25 protein-coding genes are annotated in these 23,325 nt (G+C 72.4%); 13 read left to right on the top strand and 12 right to left on the bottom strand.

The window, feature by feature from the left end; translation table 11 throughout:
- Window positions 1-83: 83 nt before the first annotated feature.
- On the bottom strand, window positions 84-2,897 hold the full coding sequence (locus tag OG299_RS03700) for a glycoside hydrolase family 2 protein (RefSeq protein ID WP_442817479.1): 2,814 nt from the start codon (window positions 2,895-2,897) through the stop codon (window positions 84-86).
- 17 nt (window positions 2,898-2,914) lie between these two features.
- Complete coding sequence (locus OG299_RS03695; protein ID WP_327360449.1) at window positions 2,915-3,697, bottom strand: class I SAM-dependent methyltransferase; 783 nt, start codon at window positions 3,695-3,697, stop codon at window positions 2,915-2,917.
- Window positions 3,698-3,943: 246 nt separating this feature from the next.
- Here OG299_RS03695 and OG299_RS03690 point away from each other — a divergent pair, with 246 nt between their 5' ends.
- From OG299_RS03690 to OG299_RS03680, 3 genes are all read left to right on the top strand, one after another.
- Window positions 3,944-5,113, top strand: coding sequence for an aminotransferase class V-fold PLP-dependent enzyme (locus OG299_RS03690; protein ID WP_327360448.1), 1,170 nt, complete (start codon window positions 3,944-3,946; stop codon window positions 5,111-5,113).
- Between the two features lie 190 nt (window positions 5,114-5,303).
- Window positions 5,304-5,723, top strand: coding sequence for an Ig domain-containing protein (locus tag OG299_RS03685; protein ID WP_327360447.1), 420 nt, complete (start codon window positions 5,304-5,306; stop codon window positions 5,721-5,723).
- A 332-nt stretch (window positions 5,724-6,055) separates the two neighbouring features.
- Window positions 6,056-7,477 carry an NADP-dependent succinic semialdehyde dehydrogenase gene (locus OG299_RS03680; protein ID WP_327360446.1) on the top strand — a complete coding sequence of 474 codons (1,422 nt, stop codon included), beginning with the start codon at window positions 6,056-6,058 and terminating at the stop codon, window positions 7,475-7,477.
- Between the two features lie 16 nt (window positions 7,478-7,493).
- Here OG299_RS03680 and OG299_RS03675 read toward each other — a convergent pair whose 3' ends face one another.
- The 3 genes from OG299_RS03675 to OG299_RS03665 all read right to left on the bottom strand — a co-directional run bounded on the left by OG299_RS03675 (window position 7,494) and on the right by OG299_RS03665 (window position 9,365).
- Window positions 7,494-7,847 carry a PRC-barrel domain containing protein gene (locus OG299_RS03675; protein ID WP_266637013.1) on the bottom strand — a complete coding sequence of 118 codons (354 nt, stop codon included), beginning with the start codon at window positions 7,845-7,847 and terminating at the stop codon, window positions 7,494-7,496.
- A gap of 96 nt (window positions 7,848-7,943) precedes the next feature.
- Window positions 7,944-8,918, bottom strand: a complete 975-nt coding sequence (locus OG299_RS03670) for a low temperature requirement protein A (RefSeq protein WP_327360445.1) — start codon at window positions 8,916-8,918, stop codon at window positions 7,944-7,946.
- A 60-nt stretch (window positions 8,919-8,978) separates the two neighbouring features.
- Window positions 8,979-9,365, bottom strand: coding sequence for an STAS domain-containing protein (locus OG299_RS03665; RefSeq protein ID WP_327360444.1), 387 nt, complete (start codon window positions 9,363-9,365; stop codon window positions 8,979-8,981).
- A gap of 186 nt (window positions 9,366-9,551) precedes the next feature.
- On the opposite strand from OG299_RS03665, the gene OG299_RS03660 reads away from it, so the two are divergent.
- The 6 genes from OG299_RS03660 (at window position 9,552) to OG299_RS03635 (ending at window position 12,827) form a co-directional block, all read left to right on the top strand.
- Window positions 9,552-9,866, top strand: a complete 315-nt coding sequence (locus tag OG299_RS03660) for a helix-turn-helix transcriptional regulator (RefSeq protein ID WP_266637010.1) — start codon at window positions 9,552-9,554, stop codon at window positions 9,864-9,866.
- Between the two features lie 150 nt (window positions 9,867-10,016).
- Window positions 10,017-10,292: an isoamylase early set domain-containing protein gene (locus tag OG299_RS03655; protein ID WP_053789379.1), complete on the top strand. Its 276-nt coding sequence runs from the start codon at window positions 10,017-10,019 to the stop codon at window positions 10,290-10,292.
- A gap of 151 nt (window positions 10,293-10,443) precedes the next feature.
- Window positions 10,444-11,496, top strand: a complete 1,053-nt coding sequence (locus OG299_RS03650; protein WP_327360443.1) for a hypothetical protein — start codon at window positions 10,444-10,446, stop codon at window positions 11,494-11,496.
- Between the two features lie 71 nt (window positions 11,497-11,567).
- Window positions 11,568-11,957, top strand: a complete 390-nt coding sequence (locus OG299_RS03645; RefSeq protein WP_266637008.1) for a GvpU-like protein — start codon at window positions 11,568-11,570, stop codon at window positions 11,955-11,957.
- Between the two features lie 121 nt (window positions 11,958-12,078).
- The gene (locus OG299_RS03640; protein WP_266637006.1) at window positions 12,079-12,234 is read left to right on the top strand and encodes a DUF6131 family protein; all 156 of its coding nucleotides are present in this window, start codon (window positions 12,079-12,081) and stop codon (window positions 12,232-12,234) included.
- A 227-nt stretch (window positions 12,235-12,461) separates the two neighbouring features.
- Window positions 12,462-12,827 carry an SH3 domain-containing protein gene (locus OG299_RS03635; protein ID WP_327360442.1) on the top strand — a complete coding sequence of 122 codons (366 nt, stop codon included), beginning with the start codon at window positions 12,462-12,464 and terminating at the stop codon, window positions 12,825-12,827.
- Here OG299_RS03635 and OG299_RS03630 read toward each other — a convergent pair.
- Complete coding sequence (locus OG299_RS03630) at window positions 12,824-14,020, bottom strand: FUSC family protein (protein ID WP_266637002.1); 1,197 nt, start codon at window positions 14,018-14,020, stop codon at window positions 12,824-12,826. The genes OG299_RS03635 and OG299_RS03630 overlap by 4 nt on opposite strands.
- Before the next feature lie 282 nt (window positions 14,021-14,302).
- Between OG299_RS03630 and OG299_RS03625 the strand changes: the two genes are divergently transcribed.
- From OG299_RS03625 to zapE, 3 genes are all read left to right on the top strand, one after another.
- Window positions 14,303-15,040: a VOC family protein gene (locus OG299_RS03625; RefSeq protein WP_266637070.1), complete on the top strand. Its 738-nt coding sequence runs from the start codon at window positions 14,303-14,305 to the stop codon at window positions 15,038-15,040.
- Window positions 15,041-15,055: 15 nt separating this feature from the next.
- The gene (locus OG299_RS03620; protein ID WP_327360441.1) at window positions 15,056-15,271 is read left to right on the top strand and encodes a hypothetical protein; all 216 of its coding nucleotides are present in this window, start codon (window positions 15,056-15,058) and stop codon (window positions 15,269-15,271) included.
- A 182-nt stretch (window positions 15,272-15,453) separates the two neighbouring features.
- Window positions 15,454-16,512, top strand: coding sequence for a cell division protein ZapE (zapE, locus tag OG299_RS03615; protein WP_327360440.1), 1,059 nt, complete (start codon window positions 15,454-15,456; stop codon window positions 16,510-16,512).
- A gap of 44 nt (window positions 16,513-16,556) precedes the next feature.
- On the opposite strand, the gene OG299_RS03610 is transcribed toward zapE, so the two are convergent.
- From OG299_RS03610 to OG299_RS03590, 5 genes are all read right to left on the bottom strand, one after another.
- On the bottom strand, window positions 16,557-18,062 hold the full coding sequence (locus OG299_RS03610) for a glycoside hydrolase family 18 protein (protein ID WP_327360439.1): 1,506 nt from the start codon (window positions 18,060-18,062) through the stop codon (window positions 16,557-16,559).
- 147 nt (window positions 18,063-18,209) lie between these two features.
- Entirely contained in the window at window positions 18,210-18,851 is a 642-nt protein-coding gene (locus OG299_RS03605) for a response regulator transcription factor (protein ID WP_266636994.1), read from the bottom strand.
- A complete protein-coding gene (locus tag OG299_RS03600; protein ID WP_327360438.1) occupies window positions 18,815-20,086 on the bottom strand; it encodes a sensor histidine kinase in 1,272 nt (423 codons plus the stop codon). The genes OG299_RS03605 and OG299_RS03600 overlap by 37 nt, the downstream gene beginning before the upstream one ends.
- A gap of 11 nt (window positions 20,087-20,097) precedes the next feature.
- Window positions 20,098-20,922 carry a CPBP family intramembrane glutamic endopeptidase gene (locus tag OG299_RS03595; RefSeq protein ID WP_327360437.1) on the bottom strand — a complete coding sequence of 275 codons (825 nt, stop codon included), beginning with the start codon at window positions 20,920-20,922 and terminating at the stop codon, window positions 20,098-20,100.
- Window positions 20,923-21,099: 177 nt separating this feature from the next.
- The gene (locus OG299_RS03590; protein WP_327360436.1) at window positions 21,100-21,642 is read right to left on the bottom strand and encodes a hypothetical protein; all 543 of its coding nucleotides are present in this window, start codon (window positions 21,640-21,642) and stop codon (window positions 21,100-21,102) included.
- A 222-nt stretch (window positions 21,643-21,864) separates the two neighbouring features.
- Here OG299_RS03590 and OG299_RS03585 point away from each other — a divergent pair, with 222 nt between their 5' ends.
- Window positions 21,865-22,464, top strand: coding sequence for a DM13 domain-containing protein (locus OG299_RS03585; RefSeq protein ID WP_327360435.1), 600 nt, complete (start codon window positions 21,865-21,867; stop codon window positions 22,462-22,464).
- A gap of 33 nt (window positions 22,465-22,497) precedes the next feature.
- Here OG299_RS03585 and OG299_RS03580 read toward each other — a convergent pair whose 3' ends face one another.
- Window positions 22,498-23,247, bottom strand: coding sequence for an MBL fold metallo-hydrolase (locus OG299_RS03580; RefSeq protein ID WP_327360434.1), 750 nt, complete (start codon window positions 23,245-23,247; stop codon window positions 22,498-22,500).
- Window positions 23,248-23,325: the final 78 nt, after the last annotated feature.

Below are 23,325 nucleotides of genomic sequence, written 5' to 3'. Positions count from 1 at the left end.
GGAACGGGCTGCCATCCTGCCCCATGGGGCAGGGGACCACTGCAGGCGGGCCGGTGTCCGGCGCCCCGGCCGGGGCGACCGGCCTACCGGCGTGCCGCGGCCGGGACCGTGGCCGTGGGTGTGTTCCAGCCCGAGACCCTGATCCGGGGCGCGGACCCGTGCAGATCGGCGGTCCGGTACGTCGCCGTCAGGGTCGCCGACTCACCGGGCCAGAGACTGATCTGGTTGTCGGACCACTGGACGGGCAGGACCGGGACGTCCTTGCCGTCCACCAGGTGGAGGTCGGTGAGCAGGGCCGGGGTGTTGCCGGTACCGGTGTTCCGTACCGTGACGGTGGTCGTGGAGGTCGCCTGCTCATCGGCGCCCGCGGCCGTCGTCGCCGTGGCGGACACCGAGGCCTGCGCCATGGACCGCAGGCCGGTGAGGTCGGCGTAGGCGGTGGTCGGGGTGTGCCACCAGTCGCTCTCGTCGTAGTCGAGGACGTCCCGGCGCGTGGAGAGCCAGTACACGTTGCGGCTCACCTCGCGCCCGGCGGCGTCCGTCAGGACCAGCCGTGCGAGATGCGTGGTGGACAGCCCCTCCACCGAGGCAGGGAGGGTCAGCGCCGTGGCCTTCGCGCCGTCCCCGCCGACGCCGAGACCGGTCACGGTCCGGTCGTACTTCTGCGTCCCGTCGGTGTTGAAGAGGGAGACCCGCGCGGTCAGCCCCGACACCGCCGCCCGGCGGCGGTTGACGACGGCCACCGTGCGGTCGTCGTAGGAGTACTGGATGTGCAGCGGCTCGTTGGCCTTCTTCGCGCCGAAGTAGGCGCCGCCCTGGTCGAGGAAGCGGTCCACGAGCTGCCAGTGCAGCGAGGTCCAGCCGCTGTTGAACATCCAGTAGATCACCCCGGTCGACGGCTTCGAGGCGTCGGTGGCGTTGCGCCCGTACGCCTCGAACTGCGCGCGGACGTTCTCGTACTGGGCGAGCTGCGCCTTGGCGACGTAGTCCTCGAGGCTGCGCGGGGCGCCGTACCGGGCGGTCAGCGCATCGTCGTACAGCTTGAGCGTGGCGTAGGTACGGGAGGGGGAGCGGTGGTACTGCGGCGCGGCCGGATCCTTCCAGAGCGCGGTCAGCTCGGCGGGGGACATCATGCGGCGCAGGGTGTCGAGGGTGGGGACGTCGGGGCCGGCGCTGGTCTCGGAGTTGAAGCCGGTGGCTCCGCCCTCCCGTTTGTCGTACCAGTAGCCGGGCGGCACCCAGTCGTAGGGGCCGGGCATCCGCATCCCCGAAGAGCCGCTGAGAGGTGCGGATTTGGCGGATGCGGCGGGGATCACCGGGGTGGGCCAGTCGGCGGCCTTCAGCGCGTCGAGGTAGCCCTTCTCGATCTCCGCGTCCGGGGCGAAATCGCTGCCGATGAGGAAGGAGACGACGCTGGGGTGATCGCGCAGGCGCGCGGCCTCGGCCGCCATGGAGGCCTTGGCGACCGGGTGGTCGGCCGCGGTCCAGCTCTCTCCGGCCTCGGTGCCGTTGACCTCGCCCTCCCACTTGGTACAGCACTGCCAGCCCGGCAGGGTGAGGATCCCGTACCGGTCGGCGAGGTCGAAGAACTCGTCCTGTTCGAGGTGCCCTTCCAGGCGCAGGGTGTTGAGGCCGAGGTCGCGTGCGTACGCCAGCCGGTCCTCGGCGTAGGTCCGGTCCCAGCGGAGCAGCTGGTCGGGGGACCAGCCGGCGCCCCGGACGAGCAGCGGCCGGCCGTTGACGGAGTACTGGCGGGCGCCGTCCTTGTTGAGCGGGGCCTGCACGCTGCGGATGCCGAAGCCGTGGCGGGAGCGGTCGGAGACGGCCCCGGACTCGGCTCCGGCCCGTGGCACCGTCACCGTCAGGTCGAGTGCGTAGAGCTCCTGCGCGCCCATCCCGGCGGGCCACCACACGCGCGGCGAGTCGAGGTGCAGCTCCGGCGTGTCGGCCGGGGCGAAGGCCACCGTCTTCGTCTCGTGTGCGCGCAGGGGCACGTCCCGGCGGAAGGCGACGCCGGTGCCGCCGGGGCCGGTGGGGCCGGTGGGGCCGGCGGGGTCGATGGTGCCGGAGAGGGTGGCGGTGACGGCTTCGGCCGAGTCGTTGCGCACCTGCGCCTTGACGGTCAGGTCGGCGGTGGCCAGGGACGGCAGGGCCAGGCCGGTGACCACGTGCGCATCGCGCAGGGCGACGGGTCCGCCGCGCCGTACGAGCACGTCGCGGACGATGCCCATGTTCTCGTCCGGAGGCGGCTGCAACCAGTCCAGCCAGCCCATGGTCAGGTTCTTGCGGGGGTTGTTGGGCTCGATCCGGAAGGCCACCGCATTGGCGCCGGCCCGCACCAGGCCGGTGACGTCGATCTCGTGACGGGTGTACGCGCCGGCGACCGCGGACGCGGTGGCGACCTGCTTGCCGTTGACGAACACGTCGGCTGCGGAGACCACCCCGCTGAAGTCCAGGTACGTGCGCGAGGAGGTGTCCTCGACGGTGAACCCGGCGCGGAACCACCACGGCACGGTGAAGTCGGCGGCCGGGATGCGCTGCTGGTTGGTGGAGTAGAAGGGGTCGGGGTGCTTGCCTTCCGCGACCAGGGCGGCGAGCACGGTGGAACGCGGCCCGGCCGGGTACCAGCCCGTCGTCCGGTAGCCCGGGGCCGAGACGACCTCCGCCGCGTCGGAGACCTCGGCCGTCGACCGGATGGCGTACCCGGACAACGGGGTGGCGCTTCCCGGCGCCGCGGGGACGGCGGTCACCGCCCGTACATGCGCTGCCCGGGGGGAGGGAGCCGCGGCCGGAGCACCCGCGACGAGCGCACCCAGCAGGCCGAGCACGGCCAGGGCTGCCGCTTCCCATCGGGCGACCCGAACAAATCGAACAACACGGACAGGAGAGGGGAACACAGTGGTCTCCGGGAGGCTCAGGCGGCGAGGGCGGAGGTGATCACCAGCGGCGGTTCGGCCCGCTCCGCGTCCCACGCGTACCGCTGCACGAGAGCCGGGTCGGCGATGGCCAGGGCCTTGTCCACCGTCGGCCGGCGCTGAGTGGCATCCCGGAACCGGGCCCGCTCCAGCAGGGCCGGCAGCAGGCCCACGGGCCAGGCGTGATTGCGCACCTCCTGCCAGGAACCGTCGGTGCGCCGCAGCCGCAGCGGCATCTCCTCGCCCGGCAGGTACGCGGCCCCCGGCGCGCCCACGCGCAGCGAGGCGTACTCCAGCCCCGTACAGGCGGGGTCGGTGGTCAGCAGCACGAGCGGGGCCCCGGGCCGCAGCAGGCGGCGGATCTCGGCGAGCACCGAGAGCACGGCCTCCTCGGTCGGCAGCGAGGCCAGGACGTGATTGCACATCACCGCGTCCGCGCACCCGTCGGGCAGGCCGGTCACGCGGCCGTCCCTGACCAGGTGGAACTCCGCCACCTCCGTCGCCGAGCTCCGGGCCAGCGCCAGCATCTCGGCGGACGTGTCCACCCCCAGCACCCGTGCGCCCAGCACGCGCGCCGCCCGGTCGGCCACCCGCCCCGGCCCGCAGCCGTAGTCCACGAGCACCCCGTCCTCGCCGATCCGGTGGCCGGCCAGGGCCTCGAACACGAACGGGTAGCCGAGCAGCCAGTCCGTGGCCGCCTCCACCGCCGCGAACGCCTCTGCCCCGGCAGGCCCGGACCAGGCGCCGCCCTCTTGCATGTGTCCCTCTGACCCGTTGCTCACAGCTCCCCACTATCGGCCCGGCGGGCCGGGCGACGGCAGCGGCGCGCCCGTCCCGTACGCGGCGCAGGGCCGCGGGAGCGCAACCGGCGGCCGATCCGCCCCGGCCGCGTACGGCGGGTCGGCCAAGTGGGGCGAGTGCGCACGTGCGCCGGGGCGGCTGATGTTTCCGGCCCCGGAGGCCGGGCAGTGTGGTGCACTGCGGCCCAGACCCGGCTCAGCGGAGCCGCACGTCTCGAAAGGCATGACATGACCTCGCCTGTCGGCAGCGAGCTGCTCCCCAACGCCCGTGAGCTGTTCGACATCCCCGACGGCATCGCCTACTTCAACACCGCGAGCCTGGCACCGACCCTGCGCACCGGCCTCGTCGCGGGCGAGGGCGCCCTCCTCAAGCGCGCGCAGCCGTGGCGGATCCAGGGCGCCGACTGGTTCGGCGCGGCCGAGGAGCGCAGGGCGCTGTTCGCGGAGCTCATCGGGGCGGCCGCGGACGACGTCGCCCTCGTGCCGGCGACCAGCTACGGGTTCGCGGTGGCCGCCGCCAACCTCACGGCGCCGCCCGGCAGCCGGATCCTGGTCCTCGCCGGCGAGTACCCGTCCGGGATCTACACCTGGTGGCGGTTCGCCGAGCGAACGGGGGCCTCGATGCTCACCGTCGACCGGGAGCCCGGCCGGACCTGGACCGAGGCCGTCCTCGACGCACTCGCCGCGCACGACGACGGCGTGGCCGTGGTCTCGGTGCCCCGGGTGCACTGGACCGACGGCGCCCTGCTCGACCTGGACCGGATCGCCGAGGCCACCCGGGCCGCGGGCGCGGCCCTGGTCGTCGACGCCAGCCAGTCCGCCGGGGCGATCCCGATCGACATGCGCACGCTGCGGCCCGATTTCCTCGTCAGCGTCGGCTACAAGTGGCTGCTCGGCCCCTTCGGGCTCGGCTACCTGTACGTGGCTCCGGAGCACCAGGAGGGGCGGCCGCTGGAGGAGAACTGGATCCTGCGCAAGGACTCCCAGGATTTCGCGCGGCTCGTCGACTACCGCACCGAGTACCAGCCCGGGGCCCGCCGCTTCGACGTGGGTGCGCGCACCGCCTTCGAACTCACCCCCATGGCCCTCGCAGCCCTGGAACAGCTGTCGGCCTGGACCGTCCCCCGCATCGCCGTCACCCTGGCGGCGACCACGGCCCGTATCGCCTCGGCGGCCCGCGAGCGGGGCCTGCCCGTCCCCGCGCCTCGGGGACCGCACATGCTCGGCATCACGGTCCCCGAGGGGCTCCAGCGGCGCGTGGTGGCCGCGCTGGAGGAGGCGAACGTGTTCGTCGGGGCCAGGGGCTCGGCGATCCGCGTCAGCCCGCATCTCCACACCACCGGCGCCGACATCGACCAGCTGCTCACCGCGCTGGACGCCGCCCTGAACCGGCCCTGAACCGCGCCGGCGGTTCGACGGCGCCCGGCAGCCCCGCGAAGCGGCCCGGCCGGACCGTGCCGCCCCGGCCCGGCCCGTACGCCGGTACTGCCCTCCGCGGCCTTCTAGAGGAAATCGCCTACCCGTGCGTAGGATTCCGATGTCCCATCGCACTTTGAACACAGCTTCTCCACAAGCGAGTTCGGAGGTCATGTTGAGATCGAACAAGCGTGTCCCGCGTCGATTAGCGGTCCTGGCCGTCGGCCTGACGGCCTTCCTGGTCGCCCCCGTCGGCTCGTCGGCCGCGGTTGCCGCCGTGCAGCCCGCCACACCCGCGGTCAGTTCCGTGGCCGCAGCACCGGTGGTGGGCTTCCCCGGAAACCAGGTCAACTACCAGTACGACAGCGTCCGGCTGCAGATGACCGCCGGCGGTGGCACGGCCCCGTACACCTGGTCGGCAGTCAATCTGCCGCTCGGCCTGACGATCAACACATCAACCGGGCTGATCTCCGGCCTGTTGCGCGGCAGCGGCACCCGTACCGTGACGGTCACCATCAAGGATGCGAAGGGCGCCACGGGCTCCACCACGTTCACCTGGCGCGTGATCCGCGACGCCTGCCCGCTCTGCTGACCCGCCGCCCCTGAGAACCCCGTCGCGGGCGGGGCGGTCGGCGCTCACCGCGCCCCGCCCCGCCCGCGACACCGGGGGAGCACCGGCCGGCCGTGGCCGTGCACGCAGGGGTCCAGTGGCGCTACGGCGGCACCTCGGCGCCGTCCGGCCCGGACGCGTAGCCGGCGCAGACCGTGTCCGCGGCGGTGCACGACGCTCGGGCAGAGGTTCCGGCGGCTCCGGCGATCGAGTGAATCCGCTTCCCGGACTGACACGCCACGGCGCCGTCCCGGGCGGACCGGGCAGGCCCGGTACGGTCCGATGCGACATATCGAGGACGAGGAGAGCCCGACGTGCCCATCGCAACCGTCAACCCCGCGAACGGCGAGACGCTCAAGACGTTCGACGAGCTGGGGGCCGAGGAGATCGAGCAGCGCCTGGCGGCCGCCGACTCGGCGTTCCGGAGCCACCGCACGACGGCTTTCGCCGAGCGCGCCCGCCTCCTCGACCGCGCCGCCGACCTGCTGGACGAGGACCGGGACGCCATCGCCCGTACGATGACCATCGAGATGGGCAAGCCGCTCGCCGCCGCCCGGGCGGAAGCGGCCAAGTGCGCGAAGGCCATGCGCTGGTACGCGCGCAACGCCGAGGAGCTGCTGGCCGACGAGCACCCCGCCCAGGCCGAGGTGGCGGACGCCGGAGCCTCCCGCGCCCGGGTGCACTACCGCCCCCTCGGCGTGGTCCTCGCCGTGATGCCGTGGAACTTCCCCCTCTGGCAGGTCGTCCGCTTCGCGGCGCCCGCTCTGATGGCGGGCAACGCGGGCCTCCTCAAGCACGCGTCGAACGTGCCGCAGACCGCGCTGTACCTGGGCGACCTCTTCCGGCGCGCCGGCTTCCCCGCCGGGGTGTTCCAGACGCTGCTGGTGTCCTCCCGCGCCGTCGAGGGCATCCTGCGCGACCCCAGGGTCGTGGCGGCCACCCTCACCGGGAGCGAGCCGGCCGGCCGGTCCGTCGCCGCGATCGCAGGCGACGAGGTGAAGAAGACCGTCCTGGAGCTGGGCGGCAGCGACCCGTTCGTGGTGATGCCGTCGGCCGACGTGGAACGGGCCGCGGCGGTCGCCGTCACGGCCCGGGTGCAGAACAACGGGCAGTCCTGCATCGCGGCCAAGCGCTTCCTCGTGCACGCCGACGTCCACGAGGAGTTCACCCGCAGCTTCACGGCCCGGATGGCCGCGCTCACCGTCGGCGACCCCCTGTCGGAGTCCACGGACGTCGGTCCGCTCGCCACCGAGCAGGGCCGCGCCGACGTCGAGGCGCTCGTCGAGGACGCCGTACGCCGCGGAGCCACCGTGCTGTGCGGCGGGCAGCGGCCGAAGGGCCTGCCGCAGAACCTGTCGGGGGGCTGGTTCTACGAACCGACCGTGCTCACCGGGATCACCCCCGAGATGCGGATCCACCGCGAGGAGGCGTTCGGCCCGGTGGCCACCGTGTACCGGGTGCAGGACCTCGACGAGGCGGTGGAGCTCGCCAACGACAGCCCCTTCGGCCTGAGTTCGAACGTCTGGACCCGCGACGAGGCCGAGCAGGAGCGCTTCGTACGGGACATCGAGGCCGGCGGGATCTTCTTCAACGGCATGACCGCCTCCCACCCGGCACTGCCCTTCGGCGGGGTGAAGCGCTCGGGTTACGGGCGCGAGCTGTCGGGCCACGGCATCCGCGAGTTCTGCAACGCGACGACGGTGTGGCACGCGGCCGAGCCCGGCAACGCCTCGTAGTCCCACCGGGCCGGGGTCAGGCCCGGTGGGAGAAGCCCCCGTAGTAGCCGCCGAGCGCGCGGTGGTAGTCCGCATCCCCGAGGTTCTTCTCCTTGTCGAACTCCGGGGCGGACTTGATCTGGTCCTTGGTGAGGCCGACGTGGATCCTGCCCTCGTCCGTGTCGATGCGGGTGACGGTGCCGGCCGGCAGCAGGACGTGTTTGCCGAAGATCCACGGGCCCGTGTCGACGACGACGTAGGAGGCGTCGACCTCGTCGGAGTGCTTGTCGACCTTGCCGATGCCGCCGTCGAGGGCCTCGACCCGGTAACCGGTCAGGTCGGTTCCGGCCAGGCGTCCCGTCGCCTCGCGGTAGATCCACACGTTGGTCATCGCGGTTCACTCCTTCGTCCCCGGGCAGGGGTTCCCGGGGGCGCCTGCCCAGCCCGCTGCGATCCACACCTCGGTCCTCCGCCGGACCGGGAGCGCTCAGGACGCCGCGCCTGCCCCCAGCCGTGTTCCGGCAGGTCGACGGAGTCCGCTCAGCCGCCCCGGCACGTCCGACGCGCACACGATCTGCCAGACCACCGCCGCGACCAGCCCCCAGAGCAGCCACACCGCGCCGAGGCGGCCCGCCGCGAGGGCCAGGAGCAGCGTCAGCAGCAGGCAGGGCAGCGCCCACAGCAGGATCCGGCGCCAGGACGCACCGGCCACCACCGCGGCCAGGGCGAAGGCACCGGCCGCAGCGCCGATCAGGGCCGCGTCCCAGACGGCTTGCCCGGCTGCCGAGGTGATCCGGATGGCGCCTTCACCCAGCACGATGATGACGAACAGGCCCAGGCGTTCCACGAGGTGCGGTACGTCGGCGTACGCGGCCTCGACCACCGGTACGTGCTCGGAGGATCCGTACCTCTTGACGGTGCGGGCGACCCGCTCCTGCGCACTCTGCACCATCCGGCTTCCGGATGCGGTGAGCATGATCAGCAGATCGACGGCGAGGCCGATGGCCCACAACCAGTACCGCACGGGCGGGTCGACCCACACCGAGACGATCCACGGCGCCGTGCCGCCGCCGATGTGGGCCAGGGGCCAGTCCACGACGATCCGACCGGGCCGCCAGAGCCGGCCCGACAGCCACCTCAGGAAGACGTACGCGCACACGAACGCCGTCGTGTGGTCGGTGCGGATACGGGGCACCGCCGAGACCATGACGGCCAGCCCGGACATCGCCAGCAGCAGACCGGGGGTCCCCGCCGGGATCCCCTCGACGTTCCCGTAGACCGTGAAGCAGACCCACGAGATCCAGAACGCCAGGTAGAGCAGCACGTACAGACCGAGGTCGGCGGGGGCCGGGCTTTCGTGCAGCAGATGGGAGAGCTGGAGGACGCCCGCGACGACGACCAGGTCGAAGGAGAGCTCGATCCAGGAGGCGTGGCGCTCGCCGGGCGGCTGGTGAGTGCTCATGAGCACAAGTCATCGGCCGCGTGCCCGCACCGCTGGAGGCCCGCTCGGTCGGACAGGGTCTCAGCCCTGCGGGGTGTCCGCGGGCCCGTCGCCGTTCGGGAAGTACGCGAGGGTGTCCGTCAGCGCGAGCAGGCGGGCAACGCGGGCGCTCATGTTCCGGACCTTGAAGCGTCGGCCGGGACCGGCGCCCGCTTTCAGACGGGCGTGCAGCAGGACGTTCAGGCACGAGCAGTCGCAGAAGGTCACTGCGGCCAGATCGAGCACCACCCCTGCGGGATGGGCGCCCAGGGCGGACATCAGGATGTCCTGAACCTCCGCGGCACGGTCCTGATCGATCTCTCCGGCGAGGACGACCACTGCGCCGCCCGCGCCGTCCGGTTCCACGTTGACGGTCGACCGTGCTTCGTCCGTCCGTGCCGTTGCTGCGCCTTGCCGAGCTGGGGGCATCTCCGACTCCCTTGGCCCAGTCGGATCGCTGTCATCTCGATCGTGCGCCGCATCCTGTCATGCGTCAAGAATTTCGGGAAAGATATTTCGCGTCTTCTCTTGCACGTCTTCCGTCTCGCGTCTTGCTTTACGGGATATGCCTTACGCGACTTGTCTCACGCGAATGGAGCGGCGCATGATGGAGACATGGAAAGCAGCTCAGAGCGCCGCCCCACGTGGACGTTCCTGACCAACCATGCACGGGTCCTCGTCGCCATCTCACGGGACCCCGGGGTCCGGCTGCGCGATGTCGCGGCCACCTGCGGACTCACCGAGCGGACGGTCCAGGCGATCGTCGCCGACCTCGAAGCGGACGGATACCTGACCCGCTCGCGCGACGGCAGGCGCAACCGGTACGAAATCGCCGAGGGGGCGATGTTCCGGCACCCCGCCGAGGCCGGCCATGAGGTCGCGGGCCTGCTCGCCCTGCTCGCCGAGGACGTGTCCCCGGCGAACCGATAGCGGGTCGGCGGCCGGATCCGGAGCGGCTTCCGGAAGGCGGTGAGCAGCCACACGAGTGGTGTGGCGGCCGTGTTGCCGGGTGTGGAACCCCGCGGGCGACACGATGGACAGGGCTCCATGCCCGTCCGTGTCTTCGTGGGAGGCCTGTCCATGCTGGAACGCAAGCTGCGCAAGGACCGTACCGAGGTGACGTTCGTCCTGCCGGGCGACGAGCCGCCCGGCCCGGTCAGCGTCGTCGGTGACTTCAACGACTGGAAGCCGGGTACGCACACGCTGACTCCGCGGGCCGACGGCTCGCGCGCCGTCACCGTCAAGCTGCCGACCAAGCAGGTGCATTCCTTCCGGTACCTGGCGGCCGGCGACTACTGGTTCGACGACGCCCACGCGGACGCCCACGACGGCACCAACGGCCGCCTCCACACCTGAGGCTCCTCTTCCCGATCGAGACTCGGGGAGACCTGAACGCCTCCCGGCACCACGCGGGTGCTCGGGAGGCGGGCCCCATGGCCGTGGCTGAGGGCGGGCATCGCCCTGCGCCTTCTCGGCGCGGCCCTCGGCCGTCAGCCGTTCCACCCGGATGTTCGAGGAGCCGGTCATCGTCCTGCCTCCCGCGATCCGCGAGAACCCGTCCGAGGGTGTGGGACGCCGTTCGCTGCTGCTGGGTACGGCGGCCTGGTGCGCGGGGGCGGCAGGCTGCTCGCGGGGTACCGAAGCGTCGTCGCCCGCCGCCCGGCGCGCCACACCTGCCGGGGCCGCGCGCGCATCTGCCTCGCCCGCGCCCTCGACGGGTCTTCCGGCCGTGGTTCCGTGGCGGCCCGGACCGGGCGAGATCGAACCCGCGGCCAAACTCGCCGCCGTACGGCTCGTCGAGGCGCTCGGGACCTGGCCGTCGGGCCGAGGCGGCCCGCGCAACGCGGCGCAGCGGGTCACGGCGCTCGGCATCGCCGGCCCCCTGGCGGCCCGGCTCGCCGCCGAAGCGGGGCCGTTGACACCCCCGGCGGACCAAGCGGTCGTCCGCGTGATCGACGCCCAGTACGGCGGCCTCCTGCCGCAGACCGCGAGCGTCCTGATCCCCTGCACCCAGACCACCCGCACCGGCGGGGTCGTCCGCCAGGGCGGAACCACCGTCGACGTCCGCCTCGACCGCACCTCCGCGGGCTGGGCCGTCACCGCTCTGCACCCCGGCCGCCCAGGCCCCGCGGCGCCGCTCGGGGCCTCGGCACGGGCGGTGCTCGCCCAGCCCCGCATCGAACTGCCGCCCGCCTCCGCCGCGGACATCCGCAGCGGGACGGTGCACGAGAACGTGCTGCGCGCGATGCTCCGGCTCGCCGAGACCTACCGGATGTCGCTCAGCGTGGTCCGGTCGGGGCACCCGCTCAACGTGTTCGGCACGAGCCGGCCGAGCGACCACCCGCTCGGGCGGGCCTTCGACGTCTGGGGCATCGACGGCCGTCCGATCGTCGACCCCGCGACCCCGCGCAGCCTGATCACCGCGTTCATGCGCTCGGCAGCGGCCACGGGCTCGTACAACGTCGGCGGCCCCGTACGCCTTTCGGGCGGAGCCACGCCGAACCAGTTCTTCTCCGACGACACGCACCACGACCACGTGCACGTCGGTTTCACCGGCTGACGCCGCGCCCCGTCTCGCCGCACGGGGGGACACGCCCGGGTTCCGCGGCGGAGCTTGTAGCATTCCTGCCCATGTCGAAGCCTGACGACCTGCTGGTTGCCATCGCCGCCGCGGTGGAGTCGCAGCAGACCAATCAGATGTCGTTGACCGTGCTGGTGCAGGGCGCCGTGATCACCGGCCGCCTCGCTCCCGAGAGCGTATGGCGGCGGCGGGTGGCCGAAGTCCTGGCGGATTCGGACCGGCTCGGTCCGTTCGCGAGCCTCTTCATGGATGCCGAAGGGGCCGACGGGACGGACGTCCCCCCGCGCAGCGCACCACATTCCCCCTCCTACTTGCACTTCCACGTCGCCAGGATCCTCCAGGGCACCGTGGGCATCCCCGAGACCGGCGGCATGTACCGGATCGCGATCAAGGACGTCAGCGCCTGGACGATGGGCGACTTCAGCTACTCCGAACCGTGAGGGTGCGGGGGCGGCACCTCGCGCCTCGCCTTCGCTTTCGCTTCGAGGCATGAAATGCGGCATTCATGGTAGACGCAGGGTGTCCTGGTGCACTCAAGTGCCGGGGCACCGGGAGGTTGTCGTGATTGTCCTCGGAGTGATCCTGCTGGTCATAGGATTCGTCACCGGAATCTCGATTCTGTGGACGATCGGCCTGATCCTCGTCGTGGTGGGCCTGGTCCTCTGGCTGCTCGGCGCCGTCGGGCACGCGGTCGGAGGCCGCAAGCACTACTGGTGACGCGGGCCCGTGCGGCCCGCGCGTGTGGTCCCCGGCAGGGCGGGTGTCCCGCCGGGGATGCGCCATGCCGGGTGCAGTTCCGACGTGCGGCGAAGTCGCTGCGCCGTACGGGTGAGTGGGCGGCATGCCGCCGGGACCCGACGGCCGTTGCCGAGGCAGTGTCGATCGCAGGCCCGGCCGCGCAAGGCAGTCCGGGGCGTTCACGCACCACGGAACGGGAGCAGCGCATGGGGCAGCGGAACATGCAGGCGGCGGTGGCGATGGCGGCGGTGGGCCTGGGGCTGCTGCTCCAGGGGGTGCCGGCGGCAGCGGCGGAGGCCGCGCCCGGACCGGCCACGCCTGCCGCGGGCGCCCGGGACGCCCACGTGAAGGGCGTGGTGGTCGCCCGCGCCCCCCTCCACGTACGGAACACGCCGACGACTTCGGCGAAGGTGATCGGAACGCTGGGCCCGAACGAGAAGGTCGAGCTGTCCTGCCAGGCCAAGGGCTCCTGGGTGGAGGGCAACAACATCTGGTACCGGCTGCACGGCAAGCCCGGCTGGGTCGCGGCCCGCTTCGTCCACAACTACACCCCGGTCCAGTGGTGCCGTTAGCTGGCGCGGCCCCGCCACAGCCGCTGGAGCTGCGGGCGCCGGGCGCGCGCCGTGCGCGAGTGCCGGTCGAGCTCCTCCACGAGCCGTTCGGAGCGCTTCTCCACCCCCAGTTCGTCCAGTACCCGGTCGGCTTCCGCGAGCAGGGCCCCGTACAACTGCCACGTCTCCGGCCGCGAGCGCGCCTCCTCCTGCAGAAGATGCGCGGCCCGGTCGCGGCTGATCCGGGCCGCCGCGAGCTCCTGAGCCAGCCGGAGTTCCGCCTCCTGCGCACTCGCGGTGATCTGCGCGGTGATCAGTACGGCGAAGTTCTCGAGCGCGATCCCCATGTGCACGAACAGCTCTCGCAGCGCCTGCGCGACGTGTTCCGGGAAGAGCGGACCGTCCGTGCGCGTCGTGGCCAGGTCGGTCAGCGTGCGGCAGCAGACCCGCAGGACCACGGCGCAGATCTCCAGCGTGTCGAGTCCCGTACGGAGCACCAGGCGGAAGAGGAGCGCCTCCTTCACCCGGGGATTGAGCCGCAGGCTGTCCTCGGCCTGCCGCAGCGCCGAGTCCACGTGCGCGATGTCGTTGTCCAGCCGCCGGGCCTCGTGCAGTCGTGCTGCCGCCTGCTCCACGGGCGTGTGCTGGTCCAGCTCGTCGCCGATGTGGACCAGCAGGTCACGCATGCGGCCGGCGAGCGAGGTGATCGCTTCGCTTGCCGGCGCCACCCATACGGGTGGTGCGAGGAAGAGGTTGAACAGGAGCCCCACGACGGCTCCGATCAGGGTCTCCAGCACGCGGTCCCAGGCAGTGGCCGCCACCTGTGTCACCCCGAGCACCAGCATCGCGCTGATCGCGACCTCGGGCACGAACTCGTCGACCCGCACCAGATGACCCACGACGAGCGAGGTGAGGATGACCAGGCCCAGGCTCCACCAGGTGAGACCGACGAGGGCGCTGAACCCGATGGCTACCAGGACGCCCGCGACGACCGAGTTCACCCGGCGGATACCGGTGGTGAGGGTGGTGTAGAGCGTCACCTGGACGACGAGCAACGCCGTCAGTGGTGCGGTCAGCGGCGCCGGTTCGCTGCTCAGCCAGAGCGCGACGACGTAGGACACCACGGCTGCCGCCGTCGACCGGAAGGCCTGTACGACGACAGGTTCCCGACGGCGGCGGACGAGCGAGCGTACGGTGACGATGACTTCCGGCATACGTGCCTTCCTTCCCGGACTCAGCGGCCCCACGCGTCACAGGGATCAAGAGGCCACGTCCGGCCGCGCGGCCGCTGCCCGCATCCGCACCTCACCCGGACCCCGTACGCCGTACGCTGTTTCTCGGCCGCGGCCGCGGCCTTGCCCGTGACACGAGCGGCCCAGCCTCGGAGCCGGTCACCCGGCCCCGGGCTAGTGTGGGTCGGGGGAGGTCGAGGGAGGTCGGTGCCGGTGTCGACGTCAAGCCATGAGGTGTTCGGCGCGCCGTGCTGGGTCACCCTGATGGCACGCGATCTCGATTCCGCCCATCAGTTCTACGGCGCCGTACTGGGCTGGAAATTTCGCCCGACCCGCCTCGGCGAGGGATTCTCCGTCGCGCTGCAGGACGGCGTACCGGTCGCCGGAATCGGTGCGCTGGCCCCGCGCCTCGGCGTCCCGGTGGCCTGGACCCCGTACTTCGCCGTCGACGACGCGGACGACACCGCCGCCCGGGTGCGCGAGCGCGGCGCCACGATGGCAGTGGGGCCGCTGGCCTTCGGCACCGGGCGCGCCGCGCTCGCGGCCGACCCCGACGGCGCGGTCTTCGGCTTCTGGCAGGGCGAGGTGATCCCGGACTGGACGGCGCACCCCGGCGGCGCTGCCGGATGGCTCGAACTGCGCACCCGGGACGCCTTCGCCGCCGCCGTGTTCTACGGCGAGGTGCTCGACTGGGCCTGTGAGCGGCCCGGGTGCTGCGACGTCTCGTACGAGCACGGCCACGTCGTCGTCCGCCGCGGCCGTGACACCGTGGCCCTGATCAGCGGCGGAGCCGTCGAAGAGGCCCCGGATCCGCAGGTCCGGCCGCGCTGGCACGTCCACTTCCACGTGCCCGACCTCGAAGCCGCCGTGGAGACCGCCGTCCGGCTCGGCGGCCGGGCCGTTTCACCCGTCCACACCACGGCCACGGGGCGCCGGATCACCCTGAGCGACCCGGACGGCGGCCTCTTCACGGTGGTCGCGCCCCCGGACACGCCCGTTTGACGAAGGAGAAGAACCATGGCCATGGACGAGCTCTTGCGGTTCCTGAAGGCCCTGACCCCGGCCCGCCGGGAAGAGATCGAGCAGTTGCCGCGTGAGCGGCAGGAGGAGCTGGCGGCTGCCTGGGAGGCGGAACTGCGCGACGACCACGCGCTCGACACGCTCTCCGAGCTGTCACCGCCCGCTGCCGAGAGCGAAGCGGCCAAGCGCGTCACCGGAGGCTCGTCCGACTAGCGCCGCGCGACCGGGAAGGATCACCGGGCGGCGCGGAAACGCGCCGCCCGTCGCGCACGGACGCGTCGTGTCGTCGTCAGGGGGCAGGGCTGTTCACCCGTTCGGCCAAGGTGCATCATGATCCTTTCCCCGAGGTCGAGTTGGGGGAGCGACCTCTTGGCATGGAACGGAAGAGCTGAACGGTGCACAAGCGCGACCAGGCCATGCGCAGCCATTTCCACGAGGCCGCGGCCCGGCGGGGATTCTCCGTCGCCCCTGCCCAACAGGCCGCCGTCGGACGGCTGTCCCGGCTGGCGGCCGAACTCGCCCGCCCGACCTGGACCTTCCCCAAACCACCCCGCGACCTCTACGTCTGGGGCCCGGTGGGCCGCGGCAAGAGCTGGCTGGTGGACACCTTTTACGAGGGCCTGCCTTCCGGACGCAAACGCCGCCTGCACTTCCACGACTTCTTCCGGCGCCTGCACGACGGAGTGACCCGGCCGGGCGGCCGCCACGACGGGCAGAGCGCCGTCGACAGGGCTCTGGACGAGCTGATCGGGGACAGCCGGATCCTCGTCTTCGACGAGTTCCACGCGCACGACGCCGGCGACGCGATGCTCATCGCCCGCCTCTTCCGCACACTGCTGGACCGCCGGATCACCCTGGTCACGACGTCCAACTACCCGCCCGCAGGCCTGATGCCGGACCCGCTCTACCACCACTTGTTCGAGCCGACCATCAAGCTCATCGAGGAGCGGATGGACGTCCTGGACGTCTCGGGCCCGGTGGACTTCCGCCGGCTCGCGGCGGCGCAGCCGACGGGTGGCCGCCGGTTCGCCACGGGCCTGTGCCTGCCTCCCGGGCACACCGCCCTGGAGGCGCTCGGCCTCACCGTCCCGGCGCCCGCGGAGGCCGCCGGCGTCCCGGCCCACCTGCGGGAGCTGCCCGCCCGAGCGGTGCGCGGCGAACTCGTGTGGTTCGGGTTCGACGCACTGTGCGAGACGGCGACGGCGGTACCGGACTACCTGGCGCTCGCCGAACGGTTCGGCACCCTCGTACTGGACGGCGTACCCCCGCTGGCCGCTGCCTCCGCGGACGGACGGCAGCGGTTCGCGAACCTCGTGGACGTCGCATGCGACCGGGATGTCCGGCTGATACTCATCGGCTCCGACCCACTGGCCGCCCTCCCCGCCGACCAGGCCCTGACGCGCGACCTGGACCGCACGGCGAGCCGCCTGGCGATGCTCCGACGGGCGGCCTGAGCCTTCGCGTCGTGGGCGCGGCGGCTCTCGCCCCTCAGGTCGCCCTAGCCGCGGGCGGCGAAGGCCTTCGTGAAGGCGAGGGGTTCCTGGACGATGGACGAGCACGTCGCGTCGGCGGAGTTCTTCGCGCCGCCCGGGCACTGCTTGTCACGGGCGCCCGACCACATCGCGAGCCAGCCGAGACCCTTGGACCGGGCGAACTCCACGAGCTGGGTGGCGTCGTCCACCTTGAAGATCTCGCTGGAGACGTCGTTGACGCCGATCATCGGCGTGACGGCCACCGTCTTCCACGCCGCCGCGTCGCTCAGGCCCAGTACTCCCTTGATCTGCGCCTGCGTCGCGGTGGCTGCCTGGATGGCGTAGCCGCCCATGTCGCCGCTGTACGCCGGGCCGTAGTCCATCGCCATGATGTTGACGGCGGAGACCGCCACACCGTTCTGCCGGGCATTGCCGATCAGGTCGACCCCGGGCTGGGTGAGCCCCTCGGGCATCACGGGCAGGGTGAACGAGACGTCGAGCCCGGGGTGCGACTTCTGCAGCTGCGCTATGGCTTGCGCGCGCCGGGTGTTTGCCGCCGTGTCGGGCAGGGCCGCGCCCTCGATGTCGAAGTCCACCTTGGTCAGCTTGTACGTGTCCACCACCTTGCCGTACGCGGCGGCGAGGTCGGCGGGGGAGCTGCACGCCAGGCCCAGCTCGGAGCCGGCCGCACCGCCGAACGACACCCGGACGTCCCCGCCCTTGGCGCGCAGCGCGGCGATCTGGGAGGCGACCCGGTCGTCTCCGAGGGCCGTGACGCCGCCCCAGAGCGGGGAGCAGCCGCCGCCGGAGGTGATGAAGGCGAGGTTGAACTCCTTCACTCCGCTCTTGGCCGCCGTGTCCAGGAGATCGAAGGCCGGGTAGAGCGAGGTGTCCACGTACGGTGCGAACCCGGCGGACGTGGTGGTGCCGCCCCCCGGGGGCACGGTCGGGGTCGGCTTCGCGGTGGCCGTCGCCGTCGCCGTCGCCGTCGCCGTGGCCGTCGCGGTGGGGGCGGCCGTCGGCTTGGAGCTGGGTGAGGCGGAGGCCGTCGGCGCGGTGGTGGGCCGGCCGCTGGGGCTGGGCGTCGGCCCGGTGGCCGGGGAGCACTTCTCCTTGTTGATCAGGCACCCCGTCGGGCTGCCCGGGTTGCCGCTCGCGCTGGTCACGAACCCGACGGTGACCGAGCCGCCGGCCGTGAGCCCGGCCGTGTCCCACCGGGGCGGCTTGACCGTCACATGCTGCCCGTTGACGGTCTGCTCGCCGTTCCAGAGGGAGGAGAGGGCCGTGCCGGCGGGCAGGTCGAACTCGAGGGTCCAGTCCTTGAGCGTCCCGCCGCTGCGGTTGGTGATGACGTACTGCCCCGTGTAGCCGGTGTTCCAGCTGCTCGCCTTGGTGAAGGTCGCGCCGACCGACGCCGCCTGCGCGGTACCGGTCAGCACCAGGGCGGTGCCCCCGACGGCCGCCGCGACGGCCACTGCCGCGGCAGCCTTCGCCTTGGCGTTCATCGTACGGCGATGGGAATTGCCAGCCATGAGGACCTGCCTCTGTGTGGGGATGAGGTTCGAACAGCACGCTAGCGACCGGAAAACGGACAAACGTGCGGTTCGGGCCCTGCTCCCGTGTTCTTGAGGCCGGCTTAAGGAACGGATCGGGGAGGGTTAATGACCGCCCCGCCGTGCTCACCGTTTCAAGTGGGCCAGCACGGCCAGCACGCGGCGGTTGTCGTCGGCCGACGGCGCGATGCGGAGCTTCGCGAAGATGCCGGTCGTGTGCTTGGCCACGGCGCTCTCGCTGATGTGCAGCCCGCCGGCTATCGCCGCGTTCGACCGGCCCTCGGCCATCAGCTCCAGGACGGCGTGCTCCCGCGCAGTCAGCCCGTCCGTCAGCCCGCGGGCGTCACTGCGCGCCAGCAGCTTCGCGATGACCTGCGGGTCCATGGCCGTACCGCCCGCCGCGACGCGGCGGACGGCGTCGACGAACTGGCCGGTGTCGGTCACCCGGTCCTTCAGCAGATAGCCGATGCCCCCGGCGCCGTCCGCGAGCAGCTCGTGGGCGTAGAGCTGCTCGACGTACTGGGACAGCACGAGGACGGGCAGGCCCGGGCGCCGGCGCCGTGCTTCCAGCGCTGCCTGCAGACCCTCGTCGGTGAACGTCGGCGGCAGCCGTACGTCGACCACCGCGACGTCCGGCGCCTCGGCCAGCAGCGCCCGCAGCAGGGCCGGGCCGTTGTCCACCGCCACCACCTCGCAACCGTGGTCCTGGAGCGTGCGCACCAGCCCGTCCCTCAGAAGGAAGAGGTCTTCGGCGAGGACAACACGCATGGGATCTCCATCGTCACGGTGGTCGGGCCGCCCTGCGGACTGTGCAGGACGAGGATGCCGTCGAACGTACCCAACCGGCGGCGGACACCGCGCAGTCCGGTGCCGCCGGCGCGGTCGTCCGCGCCGCCACGGCCGTCGTCGACGACCGCGATCCGCAGCAGCGCATCCTCGTGGTGTTCCAGGAGCACGCTGACGCGCCGGCCGCCGGAATGCTTCGCCGCGTTGGCCAGCAGCTCGTTCACCGCGAAGTACGCAGCGGACTCCACCGGCGCCGGCAGTCGGCCCGGCAGCCGGTTGTCCACGTGCACGTCGAGGAAGCTGTCGAGCGCCAGCGACCGGACGGCGTCGCCGAGACCGCGGTCGGCCAGTACCGGGGGATGGATGCCCCGGACCAGCTCCCGCAGATCCTGCAGGGCCCTGGCGGAGGTCTCCCGGCCGGCCGTCAACAGGCCGCGGGCGGCGGCCGGATCGGTGTCGATGAGCCGGGCCGCCCGGTCCAGGGCCATACCCAGCGCCACGAGGCGGGCCTGGGCGCCGTCGTGCAGGTCCCGCTCGATACGGCGCAGCTCCGCCGCCTGGATGTCGAGCGCCTCCGTACGCGTATCGGTCAACCGCTCGACGCGCCGGGTGAGTTCGGCGGTACGCGGTGCGGACAGCAGCCACCGGCTCCAGCGCGCGTGGAGCCGGAGCACCGCGGGTGCGCCGTACACACCGGCGGCGATGAACGCGAGGCCCAGCACCAGCGCGGCGAGCATCGTCGGGGTGCTGTGCACCGGAACGAACGCATACCAGTTGCCGTCACCCAGTCGCCGCCACACCAGCGGCTGCACCAGCGCGCCGAACGCCCCGTACTCGACGAGCGCGAGGGGAACGGCCACGAGCAGCCCGCCGATCAGCGGTTCCAGCCAGGCCCAGACGAGGTCGCGCCAGAACCCCTCGCTCCCGAGGACCGCCGCGACCCTCGTACGGCGGGACGCGGTGCGGTCCGTGGTCAACGGCTCGGGCGGGCTGATCCGGATGCCGCTCCACCCGGTGGCCCACCGGCGGGAGCGGTCCGACAGGGTGCGCAGCGCCTTCGCGGCGGTCGGCAGCAGCGGGAATCCGGCTCCGACCGGCAGGAGCAGCAGGGCGACCACCACGAGCCCGCCGACGCAGGACGCGGCGAGGGCGAGCAGGCTCAGCAGCTGGCAGCGCACGACGGCGGCCCAAGGCCGCGGGGCCGGCCATGCCCTCACCGTGTCCTGCGTCAACGCGCCGGACCCGCAGCCCGCTTGGTCCCCAGGGTCCATACGACGGCCGCCGTCAGACCGGCCAGAGCAAACAGCACCATCGGGAGAACAGCTCCTGATTCCTCGTCCATGAACAGCAACAGGCCCAAGTTGATCAGCATATGAAATCCTCCGGCGAACAGCAGCCGCGATCCGCGCATCCGCTCCAGGGCCGACCCCAGGACCACGGACAGGGACACGGTCGCGAGGAGGAACGCCCCTGCATACGCCGGGTCCTGCGCGAAGACCTGAACGTGCCAGACGCCCCACAGCAGACCCACCGTGACCGAGGACGCGAGCGGGCCGCAGCGGGTTCGGAGCAGGGGTTGGAGCAGACAGCGCCAGCCGAGCTCCTCGCCGCACGCGCCGATGAACTGCGCCACCACGATCAGGGCGAGGGGGTTGTCCAGCACGCTCGGGCCGGTGAACCGGACGTCGCCGGTGACGAGGCCGTACACCGCCGCACAGAGGGCGACGATCAGGGGCGCGGTGGCGAGCAGCAGTGCGCCGCGCGCGCCGAAGCGCGCGCCGCCGCGCAGGACCCCGGTGAGCAGGCTCCGGATCTCGCCCCGCCAGAGCACGGCGACCACGGCGACTCCGAGGGCCGGTCCGAACTGCGTCAGCTGGACGACCTCGGTGGGGATCGGTGTCCCCGCCTGAGCGGCGCCGAGCGCGCCGGCCGCCAGGAAGGCGACGGTGAGGAACACCGCCGCCTTCGCCGTGATCCGGCCGCGCGGCCCGGTGCCGGGGAGCGCTCCTGCCGCGTCCGGTCTTGCCAGGGTCTGTCCATCAGCGTTTCCCATGTCCTCAACCTCCGTCGGCGGGCAAACTGTTACGCCGTCGACGATGCCTCCTGCCGAGGCCGCAGCCACTGCACCTGGTTGCCGGGTGGGGTGTACCCAGGTACACCCCACCCGGCGGATGAGGCGGTCGGACGTGCCGTGGCGGGAATCCCGCCCTTCAGGGCGGGGAGCGGAAAATCAGTGCTTGTTGTTGGCGAGGTCTTCCTGGAAGGCCTTCGCGCACGTCGGACCGTTGTCCGTGGCGATGAACGAGACGACCAGCAGGGCGCCCGCCTTGCCCTGGTGGCTCGCCTTCACGCTCCAGCCGCTCTTGTCCAGCGCCTTGATGACCGCGGCCGGCTGATCGACGGTCCGGGTCTCCTTCCAGCCGCCCTTGGCCAGCGTCGCGACCGTGGCGTCGTAGGACTTCCTGGAGTCGGAAACCTTCTTGCTGTCCGCGGTCCACGAGACCATGCAGGACTTCAGGTTCGCCGGTACTTCGTCACCGGGCTTCTCGGCGAAACCGGCCGCCGTGGCCGCGGACTCGATCTCCTTCTTCACCGCGGCGGCGTCCAGGGTGCCGGAGCCGCCCGAACCCGCTCCCGCGCCGACCGCCGGGGCCGAGGAGCCGGACGCGGGCGCCTCGCCGCCCTTGCTCTTGTCCGCGCCGCCCTCGCTGCCGCAACCCGCGACCAACAGCACCACACCAGCAGCCGCAGCCGCCCACTTCGCCTTGCGCACTACTCTCCCAATTCGCCGTGCACGGGAGCCTGATGCCCCCGCGATCAAGGAGGCAGTCTGTCATGCGGCACCCAGGGTGCCGGCTCGACGTCCGTCGGACCGCGGCCGTCCGGCCGCCCGGCCTGCGGCGGACGTAAGACTTTCGTCATCAGGGGATCATGGCGCTCGGATCACCCGCCCGCGTTGAATGACCAGGGAACGCATCGACGAAGAGGGGCTGTCATGACGAGGACGGGGGCCGGGACCGGGGCCGGGGCCGCAACGGGGACGGCGACGGGGCCGCGCCGGCGGCGCGGCCGGCTGCTGGCCTGGGTGCTGATCGCGGCCACGCTCGTGCTGGGCGCCGGGCTGTACTGGGCCCAGCCGTGGAAGCTCTGGCAGAACTCCACCGTCGACGAGGCACTGCCCACCGCCTCCACCGCCCCGGGGCCCGGCTCCTCGCGGCCGGGGGCCGCCCCCGCGCCGGGACCGCAGACCGTTGCCCAGGGTTCCCTGATCAGCCACGAGCACAGCACCAGCGGCACGGTGAAGCTCATCAAGCTGCCCGACGGCTCGCGCACGCTCCGGCTCGAGAACCTCGACACCAGCAGCGGTCCCGACCTGCGCGTGTGGCTGACCGACGCCCCGGTGAAGGAGGGCTCGGACGGCTGGTTCGTCTTCGACGACGGCAAGCACGTGAGCCTGGGCAAGCTCAAGGGCAACAAGGGCGATCAAAACTACGAGATCCCGGCCGAGGTGAACCTCGCCGACTACTCGAGCGTCACCATCTGGTGCGACCGTTTCAACGTGTCCTTCGGCGCCGCGGCCCTGCAGGCCGCCTGAACCGACCCCCGTACGTCCTCGCCCCCTTCCGGCTCAGCCGAGGGTTTCGCGAGCGCCGGGCGTGAGCCAGCGGAGGCGGTCGCCGACGCCGGCCGCGGCGAAGGCCGCGGTGATCCCGGCGCGGTCCTCGCTGAAGTGCTCCCACGACGCGTAGTGGATGGGGACGGCCGTACGGGCGCCCAGCGAGCGGGTCAGGGCCGCGCCCTGGGCCGCGTCCATGGTGATGAGCCGGCCGTTGCCGAAGGCGGCGATCCGGGCGGCACCGAGGTGGAGGAAGGCGGTGCCGATGCTGAACCGCTCAGCGATCCGGTCGAGTTCGTCGACGTAGACGGTGTCGCCGGATATGTAGAGAGCCTCCTCTTCGCCTTCGGCCTCGATGACGAAGCCGATGACGTCGCCGACCGGCCCGTGGACGCCGGGGGTGGCGGTGATGCGCAGGGTCGTACCGCGCACGGTGAGCTCGTACGCGGCCCACGGCGCGAGGCCGACGGCCTGGCCGCCGAGGCGGCCCGCGCCGCTCTGCGTGGTCAGGACGGGCCGTCCGGCGAGCAGGGTGCGGCCGGCGGCGTCCAGGTTGTCGGGGTGGTCGTCGTGGCTGAGGAGCACGGCGTCGATCGGGGGCAGGTCCGCGAGGGCGATCGCCGGGCCGGCCGTGCTGCGCAGGACGACCGGATCGTGGCGGTACTCGGCGGGCGCGTCGAAGACCGGGTCGGTCAGCAGGCGCAGGCCTGCGATCTCCAGCAGGACCGTGGCGGTGCCGATGTGGGTGGCGGAGAACTTCACGGTGATGGCTCCAAGGTGGGTGAGGGCGTGCGGGATCGTCGCCGCACCCGGGATGCCCGGGCGCGGCGTGGTTTAGGT

The sequence above is a fragment of the Streptomyces sp. NBC_01296 genome, from assembly GCF_035984415.1.
Classification (GTDB): domain Bacteria; phylum Actinomycetota; class Actinomycetes; order Streptomycetales; family Streptomycetaceae; genus Streptomyces.
The sequence above is the reverse complement of the archived record's forward strand: the minus strand, read 5'-3'. Positions and strand labels throughout refer to the sequence as shown.